Origin of the sequence: Desulfothermobacter acidiphilus (genome assembly GCF_052073645.1) — a bacterium.
Lineage (GTDB): Bacteria > Bacillota > Desulfotomaculia > Desulfotomaculales > Ammonificaceae > Desulfothermobacter > Desulfothermobacter acidiphilus.
In genome coordinates this window covers 983,977-1,006,103 of the sequence record NZ_CM125440.1, presented here as the reverse complement: position 1 = coordinate 1,006,103, position 22,127 = coordinate 983,977, and the positions used below count along the sequence as shown (strand labels likewise).

The 22,127-nt window shown below is 55.1% G+C and carries 16 protein-coding genes, 3 tRNA genes, 4 pseudogenes and 1 riboswitch; of the genes and pseudogenes, 13 read left to right on the top strand and 10 right to left on the bottom strand.

Going from position 1 to position 22,127, the window contains the following annotated elements; translation table 11 throughout:
- Positions 1-50 precede the first annotated feature (50 nt).
- The 4 genes from ACTLLP_RS05135 (at position 51) to ACTLLP_RS05120 (ending at position 3,747) form a co-directional block, all read left to right on the top strand.
- Positions 51-692 (top strand): HD-GYP domain-containing protein, encoded by a 642-nt coding sequence (locus ACTLLP_RS05135; RefSeq protein ID WP_441061497.1) that lies wholly within the window; start codon positions 51-53, stop codon positions 690-692.
- A gap of 45 nt (positions 693-737) precedes the next feature.
- A riboswitch (molybdenum cofactor riboswitch) is annotated at positions 738-861 on the top strand.
- Between the two features lie 59 nt (positions 862-920).
- Complete coding sequence (wtpA, locus tag ACTLLP_RS05130) at positions 921-1,928, top strand: tungstate ABC transporter substrate-binding protein WtpA (RefSeq protein WP_441061495.1); 1,008 nt, start codon at positions 921-923, stop codon at positions 1,926-1,928.
- A 36-nt stretch (positions 1,929-1,964) separates the two neighbouring features.
- Complete coding sequence (locus ACTLLP_RS05125; protein WP_441061492.1) at positions 1,965-2,840, top strand: ABC transporter permease; 876 nt, start codon at positions 1,965-1,967, stop codon at positions 2,838-2,840.
- Positions 2,725-3,747 carry an ABC transporter ATP-binding protein gene (locus ACTLLP_RS05120; protein WP_441061489.1) on the top strand — a complete coding sequence of 341 codons (1,023 nt, stop codon included), beginning with the start codon at positions 2,725-2,727 and terminating at the stop codon, positions 3,745-3,747. The genes ACTLLP_RS05125 and ACTLLP_RS05120 overlap by 116 nt, the downstream gene beginning before the upstream one ends.
- A 193-nt stretch (positions 3,748-3,940) precedes the next feature.
- On the opposite strand, the gene ACTLLP_RS05115 is transcribed toward ACTLLP_RS05120, so the two are convergent.
- Together ACTLLP_RS05115 and ACTLLP_RS05110 are read right to left on the bottom strand one after the other, a co-directional pair.
- Entirely contained in the window at positions 3,941-5,164 is a 1,224-nt protein-coding gene (locus tag ACTLLP_RS05115) for an RNA-guided endonuclease InsQ/TnpB family protein (protein ID WP_441061486.1), read from the bottom strand.
- Positions 5,151-5,722, bottom strand: a pseudogene (locus tag ACTLLP_RS05110) (IS607 family transposase). Before ACTLLP_RS05110 ends, ACTLLP_RS05115 begins: the two are co-directional and overlap by 14 nt.
- A 259-nt stretch (positions 5,723-5,981) precedes the next feature.
- Here ACTLLP_RS05110 and ACTLLP_RS05105 point away from each other — a divergent pair.
- Complete coding sequence (locus ACTLLP_RS05105; RefSeq protein ID WP_441061483.1) at positions 5,982-6,665, top strand: UPF0236 family transposase-like protein; 684 nt, start codon at positions 5,982-5,984, stop codon at positions 6,663-6,665.
- A 36-nt stretch (positions 6,666-6,701) separates the two neighbouring features.
- Here ACTLLP_RS05105 and ACTLLP_RS05100 read toward each other — a convergent pair whose 3' ends face one another.
- Positions 6,702-8,105 (bottom strand): ISLre2 family transposase, encoded by a 1,404-nt coding sequence (locus ACTLLP_RS05100; protein WP_441061481.1) that lies wholly within the window; start codon positions 8,103-8,105, stop codon positions 6,702-6,704.
- Positions 8,106-8,253: 148 nt separating this feature from the next.
- On the opposite strand from ACTLLP_RS05100, the gene ACTLLP_RS05095 reads away from it, so the two are divergent.
- From ACTLLP_RS05095 to ACTLLP_RS05075, 5 genes and pseudogenes are all read left to right on the top strand, one after another.
- Positions 8,254-9,024 (top strand): UPF0236 family transposase-like protein, encoded by a 771-nt coding sequence (locus ACTLLP_RS05095; RefSeq protein WP_441061650.1) that lies wholly within the window; start codon positions 8,254-8,256, stop codon positions 9,022-9,024.
- A gap of 183 nt (positions 9,025-9,207) precedes the next feature.
- Positions 9,208-9,957, top strand: coding sequence for a 2,3-diphosphoglycerate-dependent phosphoglycerate mutase (gene gpmA, locus ACTLLP_RS05090; RefSeq protein ID WP_441061478.1), 750 nt, complete (start codon positions 9,208-9,210; stop codon positions 9,955-9,957).
- A 44-nt stretch (positions 9,958-10,001) separates the two neighbouring features.
- Entirely contained in the window at positions 10,002-10,913 is a 912-nt protein-coding gene (locus tag ACTLLP_RS05085; protein WP_441061475.1) for a beta/alpha barrel domain-containing protein, read from the top strand.
- Between the two features lie 106 nt (positions 10,914-11,019).
- Positions 11,020-11,790, top strand: a complete 771-nt coding sequence (locus ACTLLP_RS05080) for an SDR family NAD(P)-dependent oxidoreductase (RefSeq protein ID WP_441061473.1) — start codon at positions 11,020-11,022, stop codon at positions 11,788-11,790.
- A 111-nt stretch (positions 11,791-11,901) separates the two neighbouring features.
- A pseudogene (locus ACTLLP_RS05075) lies at positions 11,902-12,132 on the top strand (hypothetical protein); the annotation flags it as partial.
- A 223-nt stretch (positions 12,133-12,355) separates the two neighbouring features.
- Here the strand turns inward: ACTLLP_RS05075 and ACTLLP_RS05070 are convergent.
- From ACTLLP_RS05070 to ACTLLP_RS05040, 7 genes and pseudogenes are all read right to left on the bottom strand, one after another.
- Positions 12,356-12,431: transfer RNA gene (locus tag ACTLLP_RS05070), tRNA-Lys, on the bottom strand.
- Positions 12,432-12,441: 10 nt separating this feature from the next.
- Positions 12,442-12,527 (bottom strand) — tRNA-Tyr (locus ACTLLP_RS05065).
- Positions 12,528-12,541: 14 nt separating this feature from the next.
- Positions 12,542-12,619 (bottom strand) — tRNA-Pro (locus tag ACTLLP_RS05060).
- A gap of 127 nt (positions 12,620-12,746) precedes the next feature.
- Positions 12,747-13,394: pseudogene (locus ACTLLP_RS05055) on the bottom strand (ISLre2 family transposase); the annotation flags it as partial.
- Between the two features lie 63 nt (positions 13,395-13,457).
- Positions 13,458-14,687, bottom strand: coding sequence for an IS256 family transposase (locus ACTLLP_RS05050; RefSeq protein WP_441057497.1), 1,230 nt, complete (start codon positions 14,685-14,687; stop codon positions 13,458-13,460).
- 115 nt (positions 14,688-14,802) lie between these two features.
- A pseudogene (locus ACTLLP_RS05045) lies at positions 14,803-15,561 on the bottom strand (UPF0236 family transposase-like protein); the annotation flags it as partial.
- A gap of 129 nt (positions 15,562-15,690) precedes the next feature.
- The gene (locus ACTLLP_RS05040) at positions 15,691-16,911 is read right to left on the bottom strand and encodes an ISL3 family transposase (RefSeq protein ID WP_441058919.1); all 1,221 of its coding nucleotides are present in this window, start codon (positions 16,909-16,911) and stop codon (positions 15,691-15,693) included.
- A gap of 757 nt (positions 16,912-17,668) precedes the next feature.
- On the opposite strand from ACTLLP_RS05040, the gene cas6 reads away from it, so the two are divergent.
- Genes cas6 through cas3 form a run of 3 tightly spaced genes read left to right on the top strand, consistent with a single transcriptional unit; the run spans position 17,669 to position 22,099 of the window.
- Positions 17,669-18,667 carry a CRISPR system precrRNA processing endoribonuclease RAMP protein Cas6 gene (cas6, locus tag ACTLLP_RS05035; RefSeq protein ID WP_441061471.1) on the top strand — a complete coding sequence of 333 codons (999 nt, stop codon included), beginning with the start codon at positions 17,669-17,671 and terminating at the stop codon, positions 18,665-18,667.
- Positions 18,648-19,706 (top strand): helix-turn-helix transcriptional regulator, encoded by a 1,059-nt coding sequence (locus ACTLLP_RS05030; protein WP_441061468.1) that lies wholly within the window; start codon positions 18,648-18,650, stop codon positions 19,704-19,706. The genes cas6 and ACTLLP_RS05030 overlap by 20 nt, the downstream gene beginning before the upstream one ends.
- A 41-nt stretch (positions 19,707-19,747) precedes the next feature.
- The gene (cas3, locus tag ACTLLP_RS05025; protein ID WP_441061466.1) at positions 19,748-22,099 is read left to right on the top strand and encodes a CRISPR-associated helicase Cas3'; all 2,352 of its coding nucleotides are present in this window, start codon (positions 19,748-19,750) and stop codon (positions 22,097-22,099) included.
- Positions 22,100-22,127: the final 28 nt, after the last annotated feature.

Here is a 22,127-nt window from a genome sequence, read left to right as displayed (position 1 = left end):
GGAGATTTCCCGGCTCCCGCCTTCCTCCACGGCTCGGGAGGGGGAGAGAAATGGAGACGGCGAGTTTCATCTTTTACCATCTCACCCATGGCGCCATCGACTGCTTAATAGCCGCCTTGGAGGCCCGCGATCCTTACACGCGAGGACATTCTTCCCGGGTAGCTAAACTTACCGAGCTTTTGCTGGGTGAGGCCGGTGTAGAAGGCATGGAAGCCGAAATCATTCATCTAGCAGCGCATCTACACGACATAGGTAAAATCGGCGTTCCGGACGAAATTCTCTGCAAACCCGGTAAACTCACTCCCGCCGAATGGGCGAAGATGCAGGAGCACCCGGTGATTGGCTACCGCATTCTTAGCCGCTCTCCTTCTCTGAAAGAGGTTGCCCGCATGGTCCTTTACCACCATGAGCGTTGGGACGGCACCGGCTACCCCGAGGGGCTCCGAGCCGAGGCTATCCCCTTCGGTTCCCGCGTGATAGCAGTGGCCGACGCCATCGATGCCATGCTTTCCGCCCGTCCTTACCGGCCTCCCCTCACCGTAAACGAGTGTTTGTCCGAGATCGAGCGAGGAGGGGGAAAACAGTTCGACCCCTTACTAGTAGGTCCGGCTCGGCGCCTTCTCCTGCGCTTAGAACGTTTGCGACAGCGAACTCGCCGCGAGCCGGCCACTTTGCAGCGGGCGGGGGCTTAAAGTTTTCCTCTTAGCTGGCAGGGAAAAGCTCTTTCGATGTCGAAAAGTAAGCCTAACCTCCGAGTCCGGTCCCTAAGGTCCCGAACAGGGCTACGGGGTCAGGATCGATAGGGTATACCTGGAAACGGGTATGCCTCCCGGTGCGGAAAGGAGGTGGGGAAAGGGTTATTTACCGATCGGGAGGCACCGATCGGATCAATTTTTTTTTTTTGGAGGGGGAGATGGAGGTTGGCTAGAAGTAAATGGCTGGTAGGGGTGGTGATTGCCGTGCTGGTGCTGGGCTCCTTGCTAACCGGCTGCGGTACCAAGGCGCAGGCACCGGCTACAACGCCGGCCCAGGAACTCACAGGAAAGGTGATCATCTTTAACGCCGGCAGCCTGACCGAGCCCCTAAAAAGGATGGCGCAAGAATTCGAGGCTAAGCACCCCAACGTGAAAATTGAGATGGAGGCCAGTGGCTCACGAACCGCGGCCAAAAAGATTACCGAACTGAAGAAACCCTGTGACATCATGGCTTCCGCCGACTACGAAGTTATCGAAGAGTTGCTGCGTCCCCAGTATACTGATAACAATATCCTCTTTGCCCGTAACGAGTTGGTGATTGCCTACACGCCCAAAAGCAAATACGCTAACGAGATCAATAGCGACAACTGGTATCAAATCCTCCTGCGCCCAGGGGTTAACTACGGCCGTTCTGATGAAAACGCTGATCCTTGCGGTTATCGTACTTTGATGTGCTGGCAATTGGCCTCTAAGTTCTATAACGATCCCACTCTTTACCAAAAGCTCACGCAAAACTGTCCCGCTCGCAATATCCGGCCCAAATCGGTGGAACTCTTGGCCCTTTTGGAGTCAGGAGCTCTGGATTACGCTTTCGAGTACAAGTCGGTGGCTGAACAGCACAAACTCAAATACGTAAGCTTGCCGCCGCAAATTAATCTGGGGGACATGAAATACGCCGATTTTTACCGGCAGGCTGAAGTTCAGATTAAAGGTAGCGAGCCAGGGAAAATGGTCACCTATAAGGGGACTCCCATAGTCTACGGGGTGACCCTGCTCAAAGATGCTCCTAACAAAAATGCGGCAGTGGCTTTCCTTAAATTCATGCTGTCTAAAGACGGGGGCTTAAAAATTCTTCAGGAAGAGGGGCAACCGGTGCTAGACCCGCCGCTTTATTTGGGGACCTTACCTCCAGAGTTGGCGGGGGTAGCGCAGCCGGCACCGGCGAATAAGTAAGAAAGGGGGTGGCGCGTGTTGCGCGGGAGAGACCAGTTGTATTGGCTATCACTGACGAGTGGGACGCTGGTGCTATTCTTCCTCCTCTACCCTTTAATCTATGCTTTTTGGGCCACCAAGCCAGCTATTCTGCTACAGGCTTGTTTCGATCGGGAAGTGATAGCCTCTCTGGTCACCAGTTTCGAGACCGCCGCCGTAGCCACCCTAATTGCTACCCTAACGGGAGTTCCCTTTTCCTATCTGATGGCGCGGAGAAAATTCCGGGGGCAAAAGGTGCTGGAGGGGCTGGTGGATCTGCCAGTGGTGATCCCCCACACGGTGGCGGGCATAGTGCTACTGCTAGCCACCAGCCCTTACACCTGGTTGGGAGGCCTTTTGCACCACTCGGGATTAGATTTTGTAGGCACTCGCGCAGGTATCGTTATCGCTATGCTGTTTGTGAGCTTTCCTTTCCTTCTCAACGCCGCTCGCGATGCCTTTCTCTCCGTGCCCGTGCGCCTGGAGCATGTGGCCCGAACCCTGGGCGCTGGGCCCATGGCCGTCTTTTTCACCGTGACGCTACCCCTCGCGTGGAGAGGAATTCTTACCGGGATGATTCTTACCTGGGCCCGGGCCATAAGTGAGTTCGGGGCGGTTATTATTCTAGCTTACCATCCCCGCACAGCCCCGGTCCTTATTTACGAGCGCTTTGAAACCTTTGGCCTCTCCTACGCTCAACCCATTGCGGTCTTGCTCCTGGTGGTGTCTTTGCTCATCTTTATCACCACCAGGCTATTAGCAGGGGGGAAGAAGCTTAGTGTTAGTGGTGAGCGATCTGGAGGTTCAACTCCACCCCTTCACTCTGAAGCAAATCACCTTTTCGGTGCGCGAGGGAGAGTTTTTTCTGATTTTGGGCCCTTCTGGAGCGGGTAAGACAGTGCTCCTGGAAACATTGGCGGGTATTTACTTTCCCCGTCAGGGTCGAATTCTGCTGGCGAATGAAGACCTGACCCTGGTACCGCCGGAAAAACGCCCTATCAGCATAGTCTATCAAGACTACGCTCTCTTTCCCCACCTGGATGTAGAAGAGAATATCCGCTACGCTTTGCGCTTTGCCCGAAACAGTGGCTCCTCTAACTCCAAGTGGAAGGAAATAATGGAATTTTTGAATATCAGCCATCTTCGGCGTCGTTATCCCGATACCCTGAGTGGTGGGGAAAGACAGCGCGTGGCGCTGGCACGAGCTCTGGTTGCTTCACCCCGTATGCTATTGCTGGACGAACCCCTTTCCGCGTTAGACCCAGCTTTGCGTATGGAGGTGGCTAAGGAGCTTAAGCGACTTAACCGCCAGCTGGGGCTGACGGTTCTCATGGTAACTCACAATTTCTCAGAGGTTTTTTATCTCGGGGAGCGGGTGGCGGTTCTCATCGAGGGGCGCCTGGCTCAGGTGGGAACTCCAGAAGAGGTCTTTCGTCGCCCTGTTTCTCTGGAAGTGGCCAGCTTCGTGGGAATGGTCAACCTTATTCCACTGGAGCATCGAGGTGGAGATTGGTTTTTGCTGGGTCGCCAATTTCATCCTGACAACGGTAAAGGCGAGTTTTTTGTAGGCGTGCGCCCGGAAGATGTGCACGTGAGCCGGGTTCCTCTGCCCCATTCCTGGGCGGGTCAGCTAGAGAATATTATTCCTACGGGCAAAGTGTTTGAGCTGGAGGTACGCGTGAACGGCCATCTGCTCCGCGCCTACCTCACTGGGAGTCAGTTGGTGGAAGAGAAGCTGCGGCCTGGCGACCAGGTTCATGTCAGCTTCACTTCGGAAGACCTTTGCCTTATTAAGGCTTGATATAGGCGTAACCATCCCTCTGCTTTTCTACCAAAGCGGTTACCGTTCTACAACTCATAGACAAATATCCCGTTGGGATATTGTCCGGTTGCTTCCTGCTTCGACGAGGAGGTGCTCGTAGACCGGTTTCCCGTTCCGCCGCAGAGCTCCTCTCCACAGGCGTCACTTCCCGCAGAACTTGCGGTAGGGCAGCCTACACGCCAGCTGCCAGGGCGAATTTGAGCAGGTTCTTCGCCGCGTTTTCGTCCCGATCGTGGCGAGTGCCGCATACCGGACACGTCCACGCCCGGACGGAAAGCGGGAGTTCGGAAAGAACATGCCCGCAAACGGAGCACGTCTTCGAGGTCGGTTCAAAACGGTTCACCTTCACAAGCCGCACGCCCCAAAGCTTGGCTTTCGCTTCGAGAAGCACCCGGAAGGTGCCCCAGCCGACATCGGCGATGTGCCGGGCAAGGCGGTTGTTCTTTAGCATTCCCGCAACATTCAAATCCTCGATCGTGATCACCGGATGCGTCCGAACGAGCTCGGTCGTGAGTTTGTGGAGGAAGTCCAGCCGGATGTTTCGGACTCGGCGGTGGAGTTTGGCGACTTCAAGGCGCACCTTCTCGTAGTTCTTAGTGCGCTCGATGAGCCTTCCGTTCTTGTCTCGCACGCCCCGGCGGGAAAGACGCCGCTGAAGTCTTCTCAATCGACGAAGCGCTTCCCAAAACGGCTTAGGTGCCCCAACTTTCCGAACCGCTCCCCCTCCGTCCGCGATCGTGGCGAACGCTTCGAGACCAATATCAATCCCTGCCACTGATCCCTGCGGTGGAAGGAGTTCGGGGATCTCTTCTTCCACCGTGAGGCTCACAAACCACCGATTGGCTTCGCGGCTTACGGTGGCGTGAAAGATGCGCCCTTGGGGAAGATACATGCGAACGCGGTCGTTCTTCTTCTGGCGAACGGGCTTCTCTTTTAAACGCACAGCTCCGATCCGGGGGAGCACGATGTGCCGCGTTTTCCCGGGATAACGCCTATCGTTCCCGTCCAGAAGGAGCCGAATCGTGCCGGAACTGTTATCCAGCCTGAAACTGTCCCGCTGGTCGTGTTTGCGGCGGAACTTTGGATAGCCAACTTTTCTCCCAGCCCTTAGGCCGCGGAAGAAGTTTTTGAAGGCCTTCTCCAGGTCTCGGAGCGCTTCCTGCGGCGCCCACTTGGAGACTTCGTACATCCACGGGAAGTCCGTTTTCTTAAGACGGTTCAGTTCGCGGTGGAGTTCGACGGCGTTCGTACTGCGGCCTTCGTTCTCGTAGATTTCCTTCCACCGCGCAAGGCCCCAGTTGTAGGCAAAGCGGGCAGCCCCGGCGTGCTTGGCGAGGAGAATCCTTTGCTCGGTGTTGGGATCGAGTTCGTACCGGTAGGCTCTACGGATCTTCACGTTGAAGCACCTCCAGCGCCTTTTTTGCCCGGCGTCTCGCAGAACGCTTGCCATAAAGACGAGCGGCCAGGGAGGTGAGCGCTTCGGTCATGTCGCGTACCAGGTCGTCGTCCACTTCTCTTTCTTCGACCACCAGAACGCGGCGTCCTTGCGCCCGAAGAGCGGCTTCGATAAATTCAAAGCCAAAGCGCGTGAGCCGGTCCTGGTGTTCCACGACGATCGTTATCACGTTCGGGTCGGAAAGCAGTTTGAGGAGTTCCTTCCGCCTGCCGTTTAGACCGGACCCGATTTCCTTCACCGTCTTTCCGACCGAAAAGCCTCTGGCATTCGCGAACTCCAGGAGCCTTACCACCTGCCTTTCCAGATCGGCCTTCTGGTCGGAAGACGACACCCGGGCGTAGATGGCAACGAGACCTTCTTTCACGGTTTCGGGTTCGTGAACTAGGATCGTCCCCGAAGGGGTGATTTCAAACGGCACGGGCATTTTGCCTTCTTTGACCCAGCGCCACGCTGTCTTGTAGGTGATCCCGTGCTTTTTGCCCATTCACTGAGTTTCATGGGCATACTTTATTATAAAAGAGAACAAATATCAATCGTATCTTTAGCTGCTAGCTACCCTTAAGTCAATTCGAGCCAGGTCGAGGTGGTGTGTCCTAGAGCTCCGTGTAGTTCTCTTCCTGGTTTGCCTGCCAGCTGTTAAACGCGCGTAATTATTTGAGGGCGTACAATTTCAGTAGGTGACGGAGGAGACTCATGAAGGAGGAGACCTCGCCCCTCACGGACAATTTTCATGGACTGAAAGGAGGAGCGAGGTCTCATGCACAGTCAACCTATTTCAGACATTCAACCTCTTGCGGACATAATCCTTCTTCTGGGGGGGAAAGTTAGCAAACTAATTACCGAATGCCGCGACTTCTACAAGCTCGAAGAAGAAGTGTACAAGCTCTCTCAAGAAGCTTGCGTGAAGATCTTCGCCTGGGCCCTCGAGGAAATAGACACCTGGCTCGTGAACGCCCGGGACAAGCGCACCTGGAAAGTGATAGGCTTTCGGGAAAGAACCGTAGTTAGCAGCTTTGGGGAATTCAAAGTAAAAAGGCGGGTTTACAGGAACAAAAAGACGGGAGAGGCCAGGTTTCTTCTTGACGAGGTTCTGGGCTGGCCGGAGAGGTCTAGATGCACGCCGCGTTTGAAGGAGATGGCGGTGAAGCTTGGGAGCGAAGTACCCTTCAGGCGGGCAGCGGAAATTCTCGGTTATTTTGTCCCTGGGATAAGCGCCATGGCGGTGTGGCAGGCCGTGCAGGAAGCAGGAGAAGCGCTCAGGCAGGAAGGAGAGTCCAGGAGAGAAGCCGTTTTTGAGAAGGGAGAGACACCCGGAGGTAAAGAGAAGACCTCCAGGCTTTACATAGAGGCCGACGGGATGGTGATAAGGCTTCAAAGGAGCGAAGAGAAAAGGAAAGAGGTCAAACTCTTCGTAGCTTACGATCGTGTCAACCTACTGTAGGAGTCTCGAGCCCCACTGTCCCCGGACCAGGACGAACTACCAAAGAAGATCGATGTTCCGGCTCAAAGCTTTGAGGGCTCTGGTTAATGACGTTACCGGACCCCGTAGAGCGGGAAGATTATCGAACACCTCACCCGATGTTTTCCTTAGCCTCTGCCTCTCTTCCTCGACAGCTGCCTTATCGATCTCTAAAGCCTTTAAGCCCTCCTTCCGTCGGGCTACATATTGCTCCCGCAAGGAAACACCATTCGCCTTCGCCACCCGCAACCGGGCCATCCGGTCTACCCCACGAGCACTCCAGGCCATCGGTCGGGATGATAACCGTGCCGAGAAGAGATGACTTACGTGCGCCTCCGCACTTACCCCCAACTCCGCCCCGGGATAAAGCCGGTAGGCCATTATCCCCTCCCAGTTCCGCCGGATGTAACGTCGGCAATCCCGTACCGCTTCCTTCCGCGCAGGACTCGCCGCAGCTTTGCCCGCCCGCCGCAAAATCGCCTGTACCTTTACCTCATCACCCTCCCATAAGGCCGCCCAAATCTCTCTATAACCATCACTATCACGCCCCAAAGCAGCCACCAGGTACTTGTCCAGGTGAAAAAGATCTAAGACAAAGACGCTCCTCGGTAGAAACTCCAGCCCTTTCTTTATCCACCTGTCTCCGTCACCGCAGAGGTAAATCCGCTCCACAGAAGATAATTCGTACTGCTCCTCGATGTAGCTCAACACCTCGAACCACAGCTCATCCGTATCTGAGTAAAGCCCTCCCAAGTAATAAGGCCGCTTGAGTCTGTATCTGTCTTTCCCCACCTTCTCTTTCCCCTCGTGGATGTAAACCAGCCGGGGTAAGTACTTCTTCCCGTCCTGACCTGCTACGTGGTCTTCATCCGCCTCCACATAAAGAACCTTCCCCCGGCGCTTCTCCCCAGGCGGCTCGGGCAGTTCTTCCAGTGTAAAGTTGTGAATCACCTTCTTCACCGCTTCGCCGCTTAGCACAACCTCCCGATTGCCTCTCCCTACCCTCTCGCCACTCTTCCGGTAGGAAAGATCTACCGCTTCTTCTAAGGCTTGTGCTTTAACCAGAGGATCAACCCGTGCGTGCGGCCCGTAACCTACCAACCGATCTATCAGGTGCACCCGCTCCCCAGTCTCTTTGTGCCGGTAATAGGTTCGCTTATAGTTGACCAGACCGAAAAGGGTAAGTACTTCTTTGGGATCGTTTCGCCGCTCTACCCGCCAGCCGGGCCGCTTTTCCCGGTGCTCCCGAAGATAGGCGTCTTTCGCCTCTAAAACTTCCCTCAAAACCTCCTGTCCCAGGTTATTAAGCTCCTGCCAGAGCTTCTCCTCGAAGCTTAAAAAGTCGGTCCCTTCCTCCAGAACCTTCAACGTTAGCTCCGCTACCCTCTGGAACTTCTCCCAAATCTGCTTTATAATCTGCATAGAGACCTCACCCTCCTGAGTGGTTGTTTAAGCAACTACTCGTCCGTTGCAAGGACGGTGAGGTCTCTCTTCTTTCTCCCCTTCCTTAGCTCCTGCAAAATTCCTACAGTAACTTTACACTAACGTAGCTTACACAGGCAAAGAAGCGATTGGGGGTGGCCGGAAGGCTTTAAAGGACAAGCTGGTAACGAGCGGTGTAGGCGAAGGGGAGAGGATGTGGGAGGAAGTTTACTCTGGGGTAGCGAGCCGGTGGGACATGGGTCAGGTGAAGGAGATACACCTTGGGAGTGACGGGGCGGAGTGGGCCAAGCAGGGGGTAGATTACTTCCCTGGGGCGGTACACGTTTTGGACCCTTACCATTTGAACCGGCGGCTTATAGAGGCTTTTGGGCACGATGAGGAGGCCTATAGTAGGATCAGGCAGGCCATTTATCTGGGGGACTGGGAGAAGGTAGAAGAGATTTTGGGAGGAGTAGCAAGGAGAGTTCGCGGGGCTAAGAGGAGGAGAATAGAGAAGCTCTGGCAGTATCTCAAGGAGAACTGGTCGGGGATAGTTACCTCTTCTGTTGCGGAGCATCTGGGGGCCATAGAGGGGCAGGTACAGCACAACGTGGCGCGGCGGATGAAGCGGTTGGGAGCCAGCTGGACGGAGGCAGGAGCAGACAGGATGGCGCGGGTTTTGGCTGCTCGAGCCAACGGGGTGCTCGGGAGGCACACTTCTCGTTGGCCGGTACTGCTGGCCAGGCAAGAACATTTGGCTCAGGCGGTGCGGTTGGAGGTAAAGCGGAAGATAGAGGAGGCGGGGAGTTGGCATAAAGCTGGGTTGCCGGCATTGAGAGGACCCTCTGCCGGAGCTCCATGGGTGAAGCATGTGTTGCGGGAACTAAGCTGGCCTAGCCTCAGTAGTTTGATCCCTTAATGGCGCAGGTACCGGGACTATCCTGGCGGCGAGGTCTCCATGAAGAGAAGTTTTCTCCCGAACCACCTACTAACTCTTGACGCGCACCAATTATTTTGAAAGGTTGACATAATCCAGAAAATCATAGTAAGATCCAACTGGAGCCTCGGCCGACAGAAGCCTTAGCTAAAATGGGGGTTTTGCATGTACCGGCTAGTCCTGCTGCGTCACGGAGAAAGCCTGTGGAACAAAGAAAACCGTTTTACCGGCTGGACGGATGTGGATCTTTCGGCGAAGGGAATCGAGGAGGCGCATCAAAGCGGTTTAGCGCTACGCCAAGAGGGTTTGGTTTGCGACTGTGCTTTCACCTCTCTGCTGAAGCGGGCGATCCGCACTCTATGGATAGTATTGGATGAATTAGATAGAATGTGGGTGCCGGTGGACAAAACCTGGCGCCTAAACGAGCGCCACTACGGGGCGCTTCAAGGTTTAAACAAAGCTGAAACTGCTAAAAAATACGGCGAGGAGCAGGTTCAAAAGTGGCGTAGATCGGCCGAAGTGCGCCCTCCAGCTCTAACTCGAGACGATCCTCGTTACCCCGGCTTTGATCCCCGCTATGCTAATCTTAGCGAAGAACAGCTTCCCTTGACCGAAAGCCTGCTCGACACCGTGGACAGGGTGATTCCCTATTGGGAAAGCACTTTAGCTCCCGCCATTCGAGCGGGGCGGCGCGTTCTCGTTGTAGCCCATGGTAATAGTCTGCGAGGTTTGATAAAGTATTTGGAAAAGCTATCTAACGAGGAGGTAGCGGGTTTAAATATTCCCACCGGCATCCCGTTGGTGTACGAGCTTGACCGAGCTCTGGAACCGCTGCGTCACTATTATCTGGCCGACGAAGCTACGGTGAAGGCTAAGGAGAAGCTGGTAGCTGATCAAGCTCGTGTCCACGAGTGACGTGCTTCCAGCCACTATATTTTGCGCGAAAGGAGCTGACAAATGTGGCAGAGAGCATCAAAGTGCCTCTGGACGTTCCGCCCGACAAAAAGAACGAGTATTTGAGTAACTATCAAGAAATTACCAAGGGAAGCGGTCACCTCATGCTTTTCGCTGGGGACCAGAAGGTCGAGCATCTGAATCGGGACTTCTACGGTGAGGGCATCGCTCCCGATGACGCTGAGCCTGAACACCTTTTCCGCATCGCCAGCAGCGGTAAAATAGGGGTTTTCGCTACCCAGCTGGGCTTAATTGCTCGCTACGGGATGGATTATCCGGAAGTTACTTATCTTGTAAAGCTCAACTCTAAAACCAACCTGGTAAAAGAAGAAGTGATGGATCCTTTTAGTAACCAGTGGATCGACATCGATCAGGTGGTAGAGTTTAAGCAGCATAGCGGGCTTAAAATAGTAGGGGTGGGCTACACTATCTATCCCGGCAGCCGGTACGAGGCTCAGATGTTCCGGCAGGCGGCTCAAATAGTCTATCAGGCACATCAGCACGGCCTGGTAGTTGTGCTGTGGGCTTATCCCAGGGGGGTATCGGTAAAGGATGAACTAGATTCCCACCTTATTGCTGGAGCTGCTGGGGTTGCTGCAGCCTTGGGTAGCGATTTTGTCAAGGTAAACTTTCCTCGAGGAAAAGACGATTTGGAGGCGGCTGAGTTACTCCGAGAAGCGGTTCTGGCCGCGGGTCGAACCAAAGTGGTGTGCTCAGGGGGTCCTAGCATTGATGTAAAAGCTTTCTTACAAAGGCTTTACTATCAGATTCACGTAGCGGGAGCTCACGGCAATGCTACGGGGAGGAACATACACCAGAAACCCCTGCGGGACGCTGTAAAAATGTGTAATGCCATCTATGCCATAACCGTGGAAGGGAAAAACGTAGAAGAAGCTATGGCCGAGTTCCAGGATTAGAGCTGGGGTAAGATACGCTGCATATGCACGCCTTCCGATCGAAGGCATTTATCCAGAAGCGGGTCTTCCGCTGCCAATGAAAACGACGAAGGGGGCGAATATAGAGGTGAATAGGGTGGAAGGTAAAGTAGCCGTTGTAACGGGTGGTGCGCTGGGAATTGGTCGGGCGACCTGCTTACTTCTGGCAAAAGAAGGCGCAAAAGTTGCTGTTACCGATGTCCTGGATAAAGAAGGAGAAGAGACGGCAGGTGCAATCAAAAGCTTCGGTGGCGTGGCGAAGTTTTGGCATCTTGATGTCACAAATGAGCAGGAGGTAGAAGAGGTTTTTGCCGCCGTCTTCAGTGAGTTCGGGAAGATTGATGTGCTTGTTAATAACGCGGGAATTGCCGGGGTAAACAAGCCGACGCACGAGGTGACTGAAGAGGAATGGGACAGGGTAATGGCGGTAAATGTCAAGGGCGTTTTCTTTTGCACTAAACATGCGATCCCTTACATGCGGCAAACCGGTGGCGGGAGTATAATCAATCTATCTTCTATCTACGGCATCATAAGCGCCCCAGATATTCCGGCCTATCACGCATCAAAGGGTGCCATCAGACTGATGACTAAGACAGATGCTCTCTTTTACGCAAGGGATAACATTAGGGTGAACTCAGTCCATCCCGGATTTATCTGGACACCAATGGTGGAAAATTATCTTAAGTCGTCGGGTATCGACCCCGAAGAGGGGAGAAACCAATTGGCGAGCCTCCATCCCATAGGGCATGTTGGCGAACCAGATGACGTTGCTTATGGCATCCTTTACCTTGCCTCTGATGAGTCAAAATTCGTTACGGGCAGCGAGTTGATCATAGACGGGGGTTATACGGCTCGGTAGAAATTTTGAAGGGATGTTATTCCTTCCTGCCGGAGTGGCATAAACCTACTTTTTGGTGCGGTTGAAGCTCTTACCGCTGTCGAGAAGGGATTATGCGGCATTTCTGTCCAGATGCAAGAAGATTCAGCGGAACTCGGAGAAAGGCTCTCTCTTCAAACCCCTGAAGACCGCCGGGAGCGTGAGGGTGGTGGTCTTGTCCGACACCGCCGTTTCCGAAGGGAGGATGGCAGCCACCTCCACCCTTCGACGGTGGCTTTGCGGTTCCGCCAGCTGGCCTGCAAGCGGGGGCTGGGCATCTCTTTCCACGACCTGAGACACCTCCCTGCCACCTACCTGCTGGAGCTCGGGGTGCATCCTAAGGTGGTGGCGGAGAAACTGGGCCACAGCACCGTGAGGATCACCCTGGACGTTTCCAGCCACGTTGCTCCCGCTATCCAGGAGGAAGCGGCGAGGAGACTCGGCCAGCTTTTCAGCGCAGGGAATCAAAATGGAATCAAACCCTGGCGAAAGAACACAAACGGCAAGGATTTCCAACTCCGGAACCCTTGCCGTTGCCCGCTTTCTATGGTGGGCCACCCAGGACTCGAACCTGGAACCAGACGATTAAGAGTCGCCTGCTCTGCCAATTGAGCTAGTGGCCCGCGCTTATTATGGTGGAGGGGGCTGGATTCGAACCAGCGAAGGCGTAAGCCAGCAGATTTACAGTCTGCCCCCTTTGGCCACTCGGGTACCCCTCCATGTTGTCTGTCTTTGGTCGGGATGGGGGGACTTGAACCCCCGGCCTCGTGCTCCCAAGGCACGCGCGCTAACCAAACTGCGCTACATCCCGGCGCCGGGAATCGCACAACTTTAATTATAGCGACTTCGTTGCTTGGAGTCAATGGTGCCCAGGCTCTAGGGATCGTGTCAACCTACTGTAGGAGTCTCGAGCCCCGCTGTCCCCGGACCAGGACGAACTACCAAAGAAGATCGATGTTCCGGCTCAAAGCTTTGAGGGCTCTGGTTAATGACGTTACCGGACCCCGCAGAGCGGGAAGATTATCGAACACCTCACCCGATGTTTTCCTTAGCCTCTGCCTCTCTTCCTCGACAGCTGCCTTATCGATCTCTAAAGCCTTTAAGCCCTCCTTCCGTCGGGCTACATATTGCTCCCGCAAGGAAACACCATTCGCCTTCGCCACCCGCAACCGGGCCATCCGGTCTACCCCACGAGCACTCCAGGCCATCGGTCGGGATGATAACCGTGCCGAGAAGAGATGACTTACGTGCGCCTCCGCACTTACCCCCAACTCCGCCCCGGGATAAAGCCGGTAGGCCATTATCCCCTCCCAGTTCCGCCGGATGTAACGTCGGCAATCCCGTACCGCTTCCTTCCGCGCAGGACTCGCCGCAGCTTTGCCCGCCCGCCGCAAAATCGCCTGTACCTTTACCTCATCACCCTCCCATAAGGCCGCCCAAATCTCTCTATAACCATCACTATCACGCCCCAAAGCAGCCACCAGGTACTTGTCCAGGTGAAAAAGATCTAAGACAAAGACGCTCCTCGGTAGAAACTCCAGCCCTTTCTTTATCCACCTGTCTCCGTCACCGCAGAGGTAAATCCGGGTCAAGTCCAATTTTGTGTGTAAAATCCCCTCTGGTAGCCTTTGAGGCTTATTAGAGCCTTGTTAAGCCGCCCCTCTCCCGGTCTTATTGGTTTCGGCTTTAACTGTTCGTTCTTGCTCCTGCCTCCATGTCCAGTACTCCGTCATGTCCAGGTAGCGGTGGCCGGTAGACCTTTCCTCGTCTATCTCCATGAGCACCGCACCAATCAGTCTCAACGCCGCTTCTTCATTGGGGAAAATTCCTACTACCCTCTCCCGCCGGCGAATTTCGCGGTTCAGGCGTTCCATGGCATTGGTCGTGCGCAAGCGCCGCCTAACCGGCTCCGGCAAAGCCATAACCGCCATGGCATCCTCAAAACCAGCCTCAAGTCTCTCTATTGCCCTAGGCGCTACGGCCTCAAACTCCTGCACCACCTCCTCCAGAAGTAGTCTTGCCGTATCCATATCCGGCGCTTCAAAAATGTGTCTAAGGCGAGCATGAAGCTGCTTCTGCCAGGACTTGGGACACGCTTCCAGAATGTTGCGGACAAAATGCGTCTGGCACCGCTGCCAACTCGCCCCCTGAAAGTGGATCATAATGGCGTTTACCAGCCCCTTGTGGTCGTCCGAAACCACCAGGTCAACGCCCTTTAGCCCACGCTTCTTTAACCAGTCGAAGAATTCAGACCAGGTAGCCTCAGATTCGCCGTCCCCAATCATCAGCCCTAGAACTTCCCGGTAACCATCCCGGTTAACCCCGCAAGCTATAAGCACACTCTGGGATCTCACCCGCCCACCTTTCCGCACCTTTGTGACCAAAGCATCAACCAGAATAAAGGGATACTCCTTTTCGCTTAAATCTCGCTCATTCCAGGCCTTCACCAAAGGGTCAAGTCGTTTGCAGAGCTCAGATACCGTCGACTTGGAAAATTCCGTGCCGCATAGCTCCTCGACCACTGCCCTGACCTTGCGTGTTGATACTCCATTGACCACCATCTCCATCAGGGCCAGCAACAATGCCTGCTCGCTCCGCTGGTAACGCTCAAACATCTCCGTAGAAAATTTGCCGGATCTGATCCGGGGCACTTCCAGGACAAGCCGTCCGATCCGGGTTACAAGCGGCTTTTCCCGGTGGCCGTTGCGGTACGCTTGTCTTTCCTCTGTGCGCTCGTATGGTTTAGCTTTGAGCTGCTCTGTAACCTGAGCCTCGAGAATCTGATTTAAGACTTGCTCCATCAACCGGGCCAGACCATCGTCCCGGGAAAACAACTGTTGCAGAACCTCGCCATCTACGGTAACCTGGTAATGGGCCATCCTAAATCCCTCCTGGTAGTGTTGGTTGTGTCACTTCTTCAATCTACCAGAGGGAGGGTGGCCCTTCCTGCTTCTAACCACCCTTTTTACACACTATACCGGACGCTACTTAAATCCGCTCCACAGAAGATAATTCGTACTGCTCCTCGATGTAGCTCAACACCTCGAACCACAGCTCATCCGTATCTGAGTAAAGCCCTCCCAAGTAATAAGGCCGCTTGAGTCTGTATCTGTCTTTCCCCACCTTCTCTTTCCCCTCGTGGATGTAAACCAGCCGGGGTAAGTACTTCTTCCCGTCCTGACCTGCTACGTGGTCTTCATCCGCCTCCACATAAAGAACCTTCCCCCGGCGCTTCTCCCCAGGCGGCTCGGGCAGTTCTTCCAGTGTAAAGTTATGAATCACCTTCTTCACCGCTTCGCCGCTTAGCACAACCTCCCGATTGCCTCTCCCTACCCTCTCGCCACTCTTCCGGTAGGAAAGATCTACCGCTTCTTCTAAGGCTTGTGCTTTAACCAGAGGATCAACCCGTGCGTGCGGCCCGTAACCTACCAACCGATCTATCAGGTGCACCCGCTCCCCAGTCTCTTTGTGCCGGTAATAGGTTCGCTTATAGTTGACCAGACCGAAAAGGGTAAGTACTTCTTTGGGATCGTTTCGCCGCTCTACCCGCCAGCCGGGCCGCTTTTCCCGGTGCTCCCGAAGATAGGCGTCTTTCGCCTCTAAAACTTCCCTCAAAACCTCCTGTCCCAGGTTATTAAGCTCCTGCCAGAGCTTCTCCTCGAAGCTTAAAAAGTCGGTCCCTTCCTCCAGAACCTTCAACGTTAGCTCCGCTACCCTCTGGAACTTCTCCCAAATCTGCTTTATAATCTGCATAGAGACCTCACCCTCCTGAGTGGTTGTTTAAGCAACTACTCGTCCGTTGCAAGGACGGTGAGGTCTCTCTTCTTTCTCCCCTTCCTTAGCTCCTGCAAAATTCCTACAGTAACTTTACACTAACAGGCTCTAGGTCAAGAAGTGTGGAGGGGAGATCAGCCAAGCCAAGGGGAGAAAAGCTAAGAGCATCTTTCGCACATAGACCCCGCGGTTCCGAAAACCGTAACTTATCCGCTTGAGGAGCTTGATCTTAGTATGGACACCCTCGGTGTAACCGTTGGTAACCCGCCAGTTGTGATAAGCGAGAATCTCTTCCCTCCAGCTACGAAGCGTTCTCCCCCATTGAACCAGCGCAACGTCGCTCGCCTCCCGAGTGTTTAAGATCAGACGATCCAGGATTAGCTCTGCCTCCTTCCGGCAGGAGGCACGATAGACGTCGCGTAGCTGCTCCTTGGCCCAGTGAAAATGGGCCACGTTCCTGTACCGCCTACTGATCATGGCAAGCTGGGCTGCCTGGCGCTCGGTCAAATCCTCTTCGTTCTTCACCAGAGGCCAACGAGGTATACGCTGCCCGGTTACCTGCTGCTCTATTAGCCTCGCCTCGTCTACACGCCGGTTGGCATCTTTAAGAGCGTGAAAATGGTCAACCACCACAGGCACTCCAGGCAGCACCCTCTTTATAAGCTTGCGCCAGCCGTCTTTGAAGTCGATGCACACCGCCTTGATGCGCCTGCGCACCGAAGCCGGCAGCTCCTTCAAAAACTTCTCCAGCGTCTTAAGCCGGTCATCCGGTAAGATGGCGATAAGCCTTCGCTCGGGCCACACGCAGGTAACGGTGATCATCATGTCCTGACCCCTGAAACTGTGCTCGTCTATGCTTAAAGCCAAAGCCGGTAGATCTTTAAGGGCCTCCTCGATGTTCACCTGATTGGTCACTTGCTTTAGAAGCAGCCGGCGCAGGGTGCCGGGACTTGTCCTTACCACTTCCGCTGCTCTGCGAAAGCTGCGGTCCTTCAAGTTTTCGAGCCAATCTGCTTCCGCCCGCTCGGTTCTTCTTGCTCGAGGTCTGATACCCGGAAATCTTTCAGTGAATACCTTCCCGCAATTCGGGCATTTGAACCGGCGGGGGCGTACCCAGAGGTAAACCGGTAGCCCGTTGCATCGGGTGTGCAGTTTTGGCCTCCACTCGCGCGACCGGTCGTGAACCCGCCGGGTAAGAGTCTGGCAGGAAGGACAGCTGGCTTCTTTCCTCGGTCGCCCGGCGTATACGTCAATCCTATCTGATTCGATCTTTACCCGGTAGATAATCCATCCTTGCAGTCCCAGAAGTTCCGCTATAAACTGTTTCATAGGCGGTCGAGAGCCTCCTTTGGGGTTGTGGTGTGCTAAACTATCCCTTGGCTCTTCGGCCGCCTCCTCCTTCTTACTCCACACTTTTTAGCTTAGAGCCTGGTGCCCAAATAAGTACCTCGAAGCACTCCCTGCGATCCATGGGCTTTCCCTGCGCCGAACGCCTCCATCCGGTGCTGCTGCCTACCGCAGAACTGTTAGCCACCCACGGGGAACTTACCCTCACACCAGAAATACGCCACCAACTGTCCCGGATCAACCGGGCTACGTTGGCCCGCCGACTGGCACGCCCGCGTTCACCTAAAAGCAAGCGAGTTCTTCTGGAACGAAAACCAAATACGGGCTACGCGCTGAAATCTCCGTGGAGCGCTACGCTTGGGACGAAACCCGCCCCTACCAAAGAACGATAACACTCATGTAGAACAGAAAAACCGGCAGTACGTCCGTGAGATGGTCGGCTATGAACGCTACGATGCTCCAGAAGCTGCAGAGTGGCTCGACCAGGTCTATGCCCGTCTTGATCCCTGTGTGAATTTGTTCCTCCCCATGTGCAAAGTGATCGCCAAGGAGCGCTGCGGCAGCCGCCTTCGCAAGCGGTACGGTACAGCCCGTACACCTTTAGCAAGCTGAATGTTGCCTCAACCACAAGAGGCCGAAAGCGGTAGCAAAACGATATAAAACCACCATGGTTTGGCAGGAAAAAAGTTTTCCACCTCGAATAATAGCAGAAAATAACTGTGGATTTCGGTGACAATCGATGAATACAGTACCATGTCCAGAAAAGTTACTTCTTGCCTGCTACCGCATCCGCCTGCTAGCCGGGCCGGAGGGGCTTTCGCTTCCCCCTTACAAGGGGAGTACTTTGCGCGGCGGTTTCGCCGGCACATTCCAGAGGCTAGCTTGCGGCACAGGAACCAGGCAGTGCAAGTCCTGCTCCCTGCGGCATCAATGCCCTTACGCCTTAGTTTTTGAAACCGGTCCTCCACCGGATTCGGAAGCTCTGCGCAACTATGAAAGCGTGCCTCGCCCTTTTGTCCTGGAACCGCCCCTGGAGACCAAAACCGAGTATGCCCCCGGTGAACTCTTAATTTTTCACCTTCTGCTCTTCGGTCACGCGCTCAACTTCTTCCCTTACTTCATTGTCACTTTGGATGAACTCGGACGTCGGGGCATCGGCCGAGGGTGTCGCCCCTTTCTTCTCGCTGCCGTCGAGGCCGTCAACCCGCTGACCGGCGAGGAAGTTCCTGTTTATCAAAGCGGCGACCGCGTAATACGAGTTAGCGACCTTAGTTTCACTGCTGGGGATGTGTGGAAATTCTCCAAGATGGCTTCTCAATCGGCAAGGCTACGTCTGGACTTTATTACCCCCACGCGCCTCACCTTTGAAGGAAAGCCTGCCGCCGTGCCTGAGTTCCACGTGCTCGTCCGCAACCTGCTGCGCCGTCTTTCATCTCTTTGCTACTTTCACCAGGCTTTTACCTATGAGGCTGATTTCCGGGCCCTCATAGCCCGAGCTCAAGTAGTCCGAATGCTGCGTTACAGCACCCGCTGGGTGACCTGGGAACGTTATTCTACCCGCCAGGGCCGCAAAGTCCCCTGCGGCGGGGTGGTGGGCTGGGCCCTTTACGAAGGGCCTTGGGCGGAGTTTTACCCTCTTTTACTCCTGGGTGAGTTCTTGCATGTGGGCAAAGGTACCGTCTTTGGACAAGGCAAATATAAGGTGGTTGAGATTAGCGATGGGAGAGCTAAAACTTAAAAATTTTGGCTCCGGCCGGATAGAGGAGACAAAGAGGATAGCTCGCATCCTGGAAACGGTATGTCTTATTGCTTCCCGACCTCGCTACTTTCGGCGCTCAGATTTAGCCCGGCGCTTCGAGGTGAGCGGGCGCACCATCCAGAAAGATCTGGATATAATCCGGCACGCGCTTAGGCTCGAGCTCCGACACTCGCCCCAGGGCTACTATTTTGAGAAAGTCCCCACCCTCGCGGTCCCAAAGTTTACTTTTGGCGAGGCGCTGTCCTTGCTTCTGGCGCTACAGGCGGCGCGGCACCAACTAGGGTCCGAATTCGGTGATCTAGCTTCGGCGCTTGAACGACTGGCCTCGCTCTTTCCGCCAGAACTCGAGAGCCTGCTACAACGGCAGGCCAGGCTGCTTCCGGCCTTAAGCCGTAAGCAGCACCTACAGCACTTGCTCCTGCTTTTTAACCAAGCGCTTCTGGAACGGCGCAAGGTCAAAATGGTCTATTCCACCCACTCTCGTGGAGGGGCGCAAAGCGAGCGGGTGGTACATCCTTACTGCCTGCTTCCTTACGCAAGGAGCTGGTATCTCATTGCCTACTGCGAGCAGCGGCAAGAAACCCTCTTTTTCAAATTGGACCGCATAAAGCAAGCTCTCCCGCTCGGCGAAAGCTATCTCTTCCCCGAGGATTTCGACCTGGCTGCCTACCTGGGTCCCACCTGGGGCATCATGCGCGGCGCGGCCGGCGAACCGGTGGAAGTGGTCTTGCGCTTCGCGCCCGAAGCGGGCCGGCGGGTGGCCGAAGAAGACTGGCATCCCAGCCAGCAGGTGGAGGAGCTGGGTGACGGCAGCGTGCTCTTCAAGCTCCGGGTGGCCGTGACGCCGGAGTTTTTAAGCTGGCTGCTCTATTACGGGAGCCAGGTGGAGGTGCTGGCCCCACCCGAGCTCCGGGGGAGGTTGGCGGAGGAGCACCTCAAAGCGGCCGAGGTGAACGGCAAAAAATTTTCTGATAATTTTTCCGGTGAGAACCACAGGGTTCCCACTAACAGGCTATAAAGAACATAGGAGAAGGAACCCGGCTTCCGAGGAGGCAGAGCGTGAAGTTATTTTCCTTTCAGGAGCGCACGCGGGAAGCGTTGCTCAAAGGCCTTAGCGTGGTTCTGCAAGCTCCTACCGGAGCAGGCAAGACGCTTGCGGCTTTGTCGCCGTTTATGGAAAGTCGTCGGAGGCCTGAACTCTATTCCTTTCCCCGTCAGTGTATCTATTCCGTACCGATGCGGGTGCTGGCCAACCAGTTCGTCACTGAATACCGGAAAATCGCAGAGGGTTTGGGGTTGAGAAAGGGGGTCACCATTCAGACCGGGGACCGGCCCGAGGATCCTACGCTGGAGGGAGACTTAATTTTCACCACCATCGATCAGACCCTGAGCAGCGTTCTGGGGGTACCTTACGCATTGAGCCTTGGCCGGGCCAATCTGAACGCCGGGGCGGTTATAGGTTCCTACCTCGTCTTTGATGAGTTTCACCTCTACCCTCCAGAGGGGGCGCTGAAGACCACACTGCAGGTTCTGCGCCTGCTCAGAGGCGTCACTCCTTTTGTGCTGATGACGGCTACCTTCTCGTCAGCCATGCTTGCCACCCTGGGTGAGTTGCTGGAAGCGGAGATTGTCACCGTACCGGCAAAAGAGCTCCAAGAGATTCCTTCGCAGCAGGGAAAGGTGCGCCGGTTTTACGCCCTGAGCGAACCGCTGAGGGCCGAAAAAGTGCTCGAACATCACGACTATCGCACCCTAGTGATTTGCAATACGGTGGAGCGGGCCCAGCAAATTTACGCTGAGCTTTGCCAGCTGGTAGGAACCGATCGAGTAATCCTGCTCCACAGCCGCTTCACGCCTGAAGACCGGGATAAGAAGGAAGAGCGGGTGCGGCGGGAATTTGGTAAAAACAAAGATGCCTGGTCCCAAAAGACCCTCATTTTGGTAGCGACCCAGGTGGTAGAGGTAGGATTAGACATAACCTGCCAAAATCTTCACACGGAGGTGGCACCAGCTGCCAGCATCTTGCAGAGGGCCGGTCGCTGCGCTCGTTTCCCTGGGGAGCAAGGAGAAGTGTTTATTTACGCCGCGCCACCGGACAAGCAGGGCAAGCCCAATTACGCCCCTTACGCAAGCAGGAGCGAGATTGAGCTGTGTGAGAGTACCTGGCGGGCGTTTCACGCTCGCAGCGGCATGGTCTTCGATTTCCCTGCCGAGCAAAAAGTGATCGATGAAGTGCATACTCCGGTAGACAAGTGCTTGATGGAGGAAATGCGCCGGGAAGAAGGACAAATATGGGCTCTGATGGAGCGAGCTTTGGCCTTTTCCGATCCTTCGGTGCGGCGAACTCTCATCCGCAAGGTGGACAGCCGCACCCTCTTGGTGCACGACAACCCGGAGGAGTTGCCGAGCCCTTTCAGCTGCAGCGGTTTTTCTCTGTGGCATGGTGTCTTAAGGGGGAAGCTAGAGAAACTGGAAGCGTGGCGGGAGGCCAAAGGATTAGACTGGGCTTTAAAGTACCCGGTAGAGATCGAAGAAGAGGAGGACACCGGGACAACAAAATATCGGTGGTTGCCCGTGCGCTCGCAAGAAGATTTAAGCACTTCCCTGGTCTTCGTAGTCCACCCCTCCCTGGTGGCTTACGATGAAGAACTTGGTTTCAGGTTCACGCCCGACGGAGGAAATTACCGGACCCAGCCGGTTAGGAAGGAGCGGGAAGAGCGAGAACCTTTCACCTATCAGTTGGAATCTTACACCGAGCACGTACGGGCCATGCTGCACCTTTATCGAAGCGAACTGGCCGAGCGCCTGGAGTACGCTGCTTCTCAGTTGGAGCAAAAACTCGGCTTTCCCCGCGGGGGCATTGACCAGGCGGTTCGCTTGGCCATCGCTTTGCACGACTTGGGAAAGCTGGACGAGAGGTGGCAGGCCTGGGTCAGAGCCTATCAGGAGGCGATCGGGGAACCGGTAGGGGACAAGGATTTTCTAGCCGTCCACACCCACATGGAAACGCCGGAGCACCGGGAAGCCACTAAGCGGGTAGGTTTCAGTCGGCCATCTCATGCCGGCGAGGGGGCTATTGCCGGAGCCAAGATCGCCCATCTGGTTCTGCGGCAGGAGGAGGGGCTTCGACGGGCGGTGATCACTGCTGTGGCACGGCACCATAGTGCTCAAGCTAAGAGTTTTGGCGCTTATCGGTTATGTCCTCAAGCTCATAAAGTTTTGAGAGAAGCCTTAGAGGAAGCGGGTTTTGACGGTTCTTTTGCAGAGCACTGTTTGATGCGAGCGCCCGAAACCAAGCTGGAAAACCAGATCTTACGGTTACCACCGGACAATCCCCCTGGGTGGTGGCTGGCTTACTTTCTTATCGTGCGGGCTTTGCGCTTGGCTGATGGGAAATCGCAGGCAGAGTAGGAGAGCTGTGGCAGGAGGGAGGTGCACT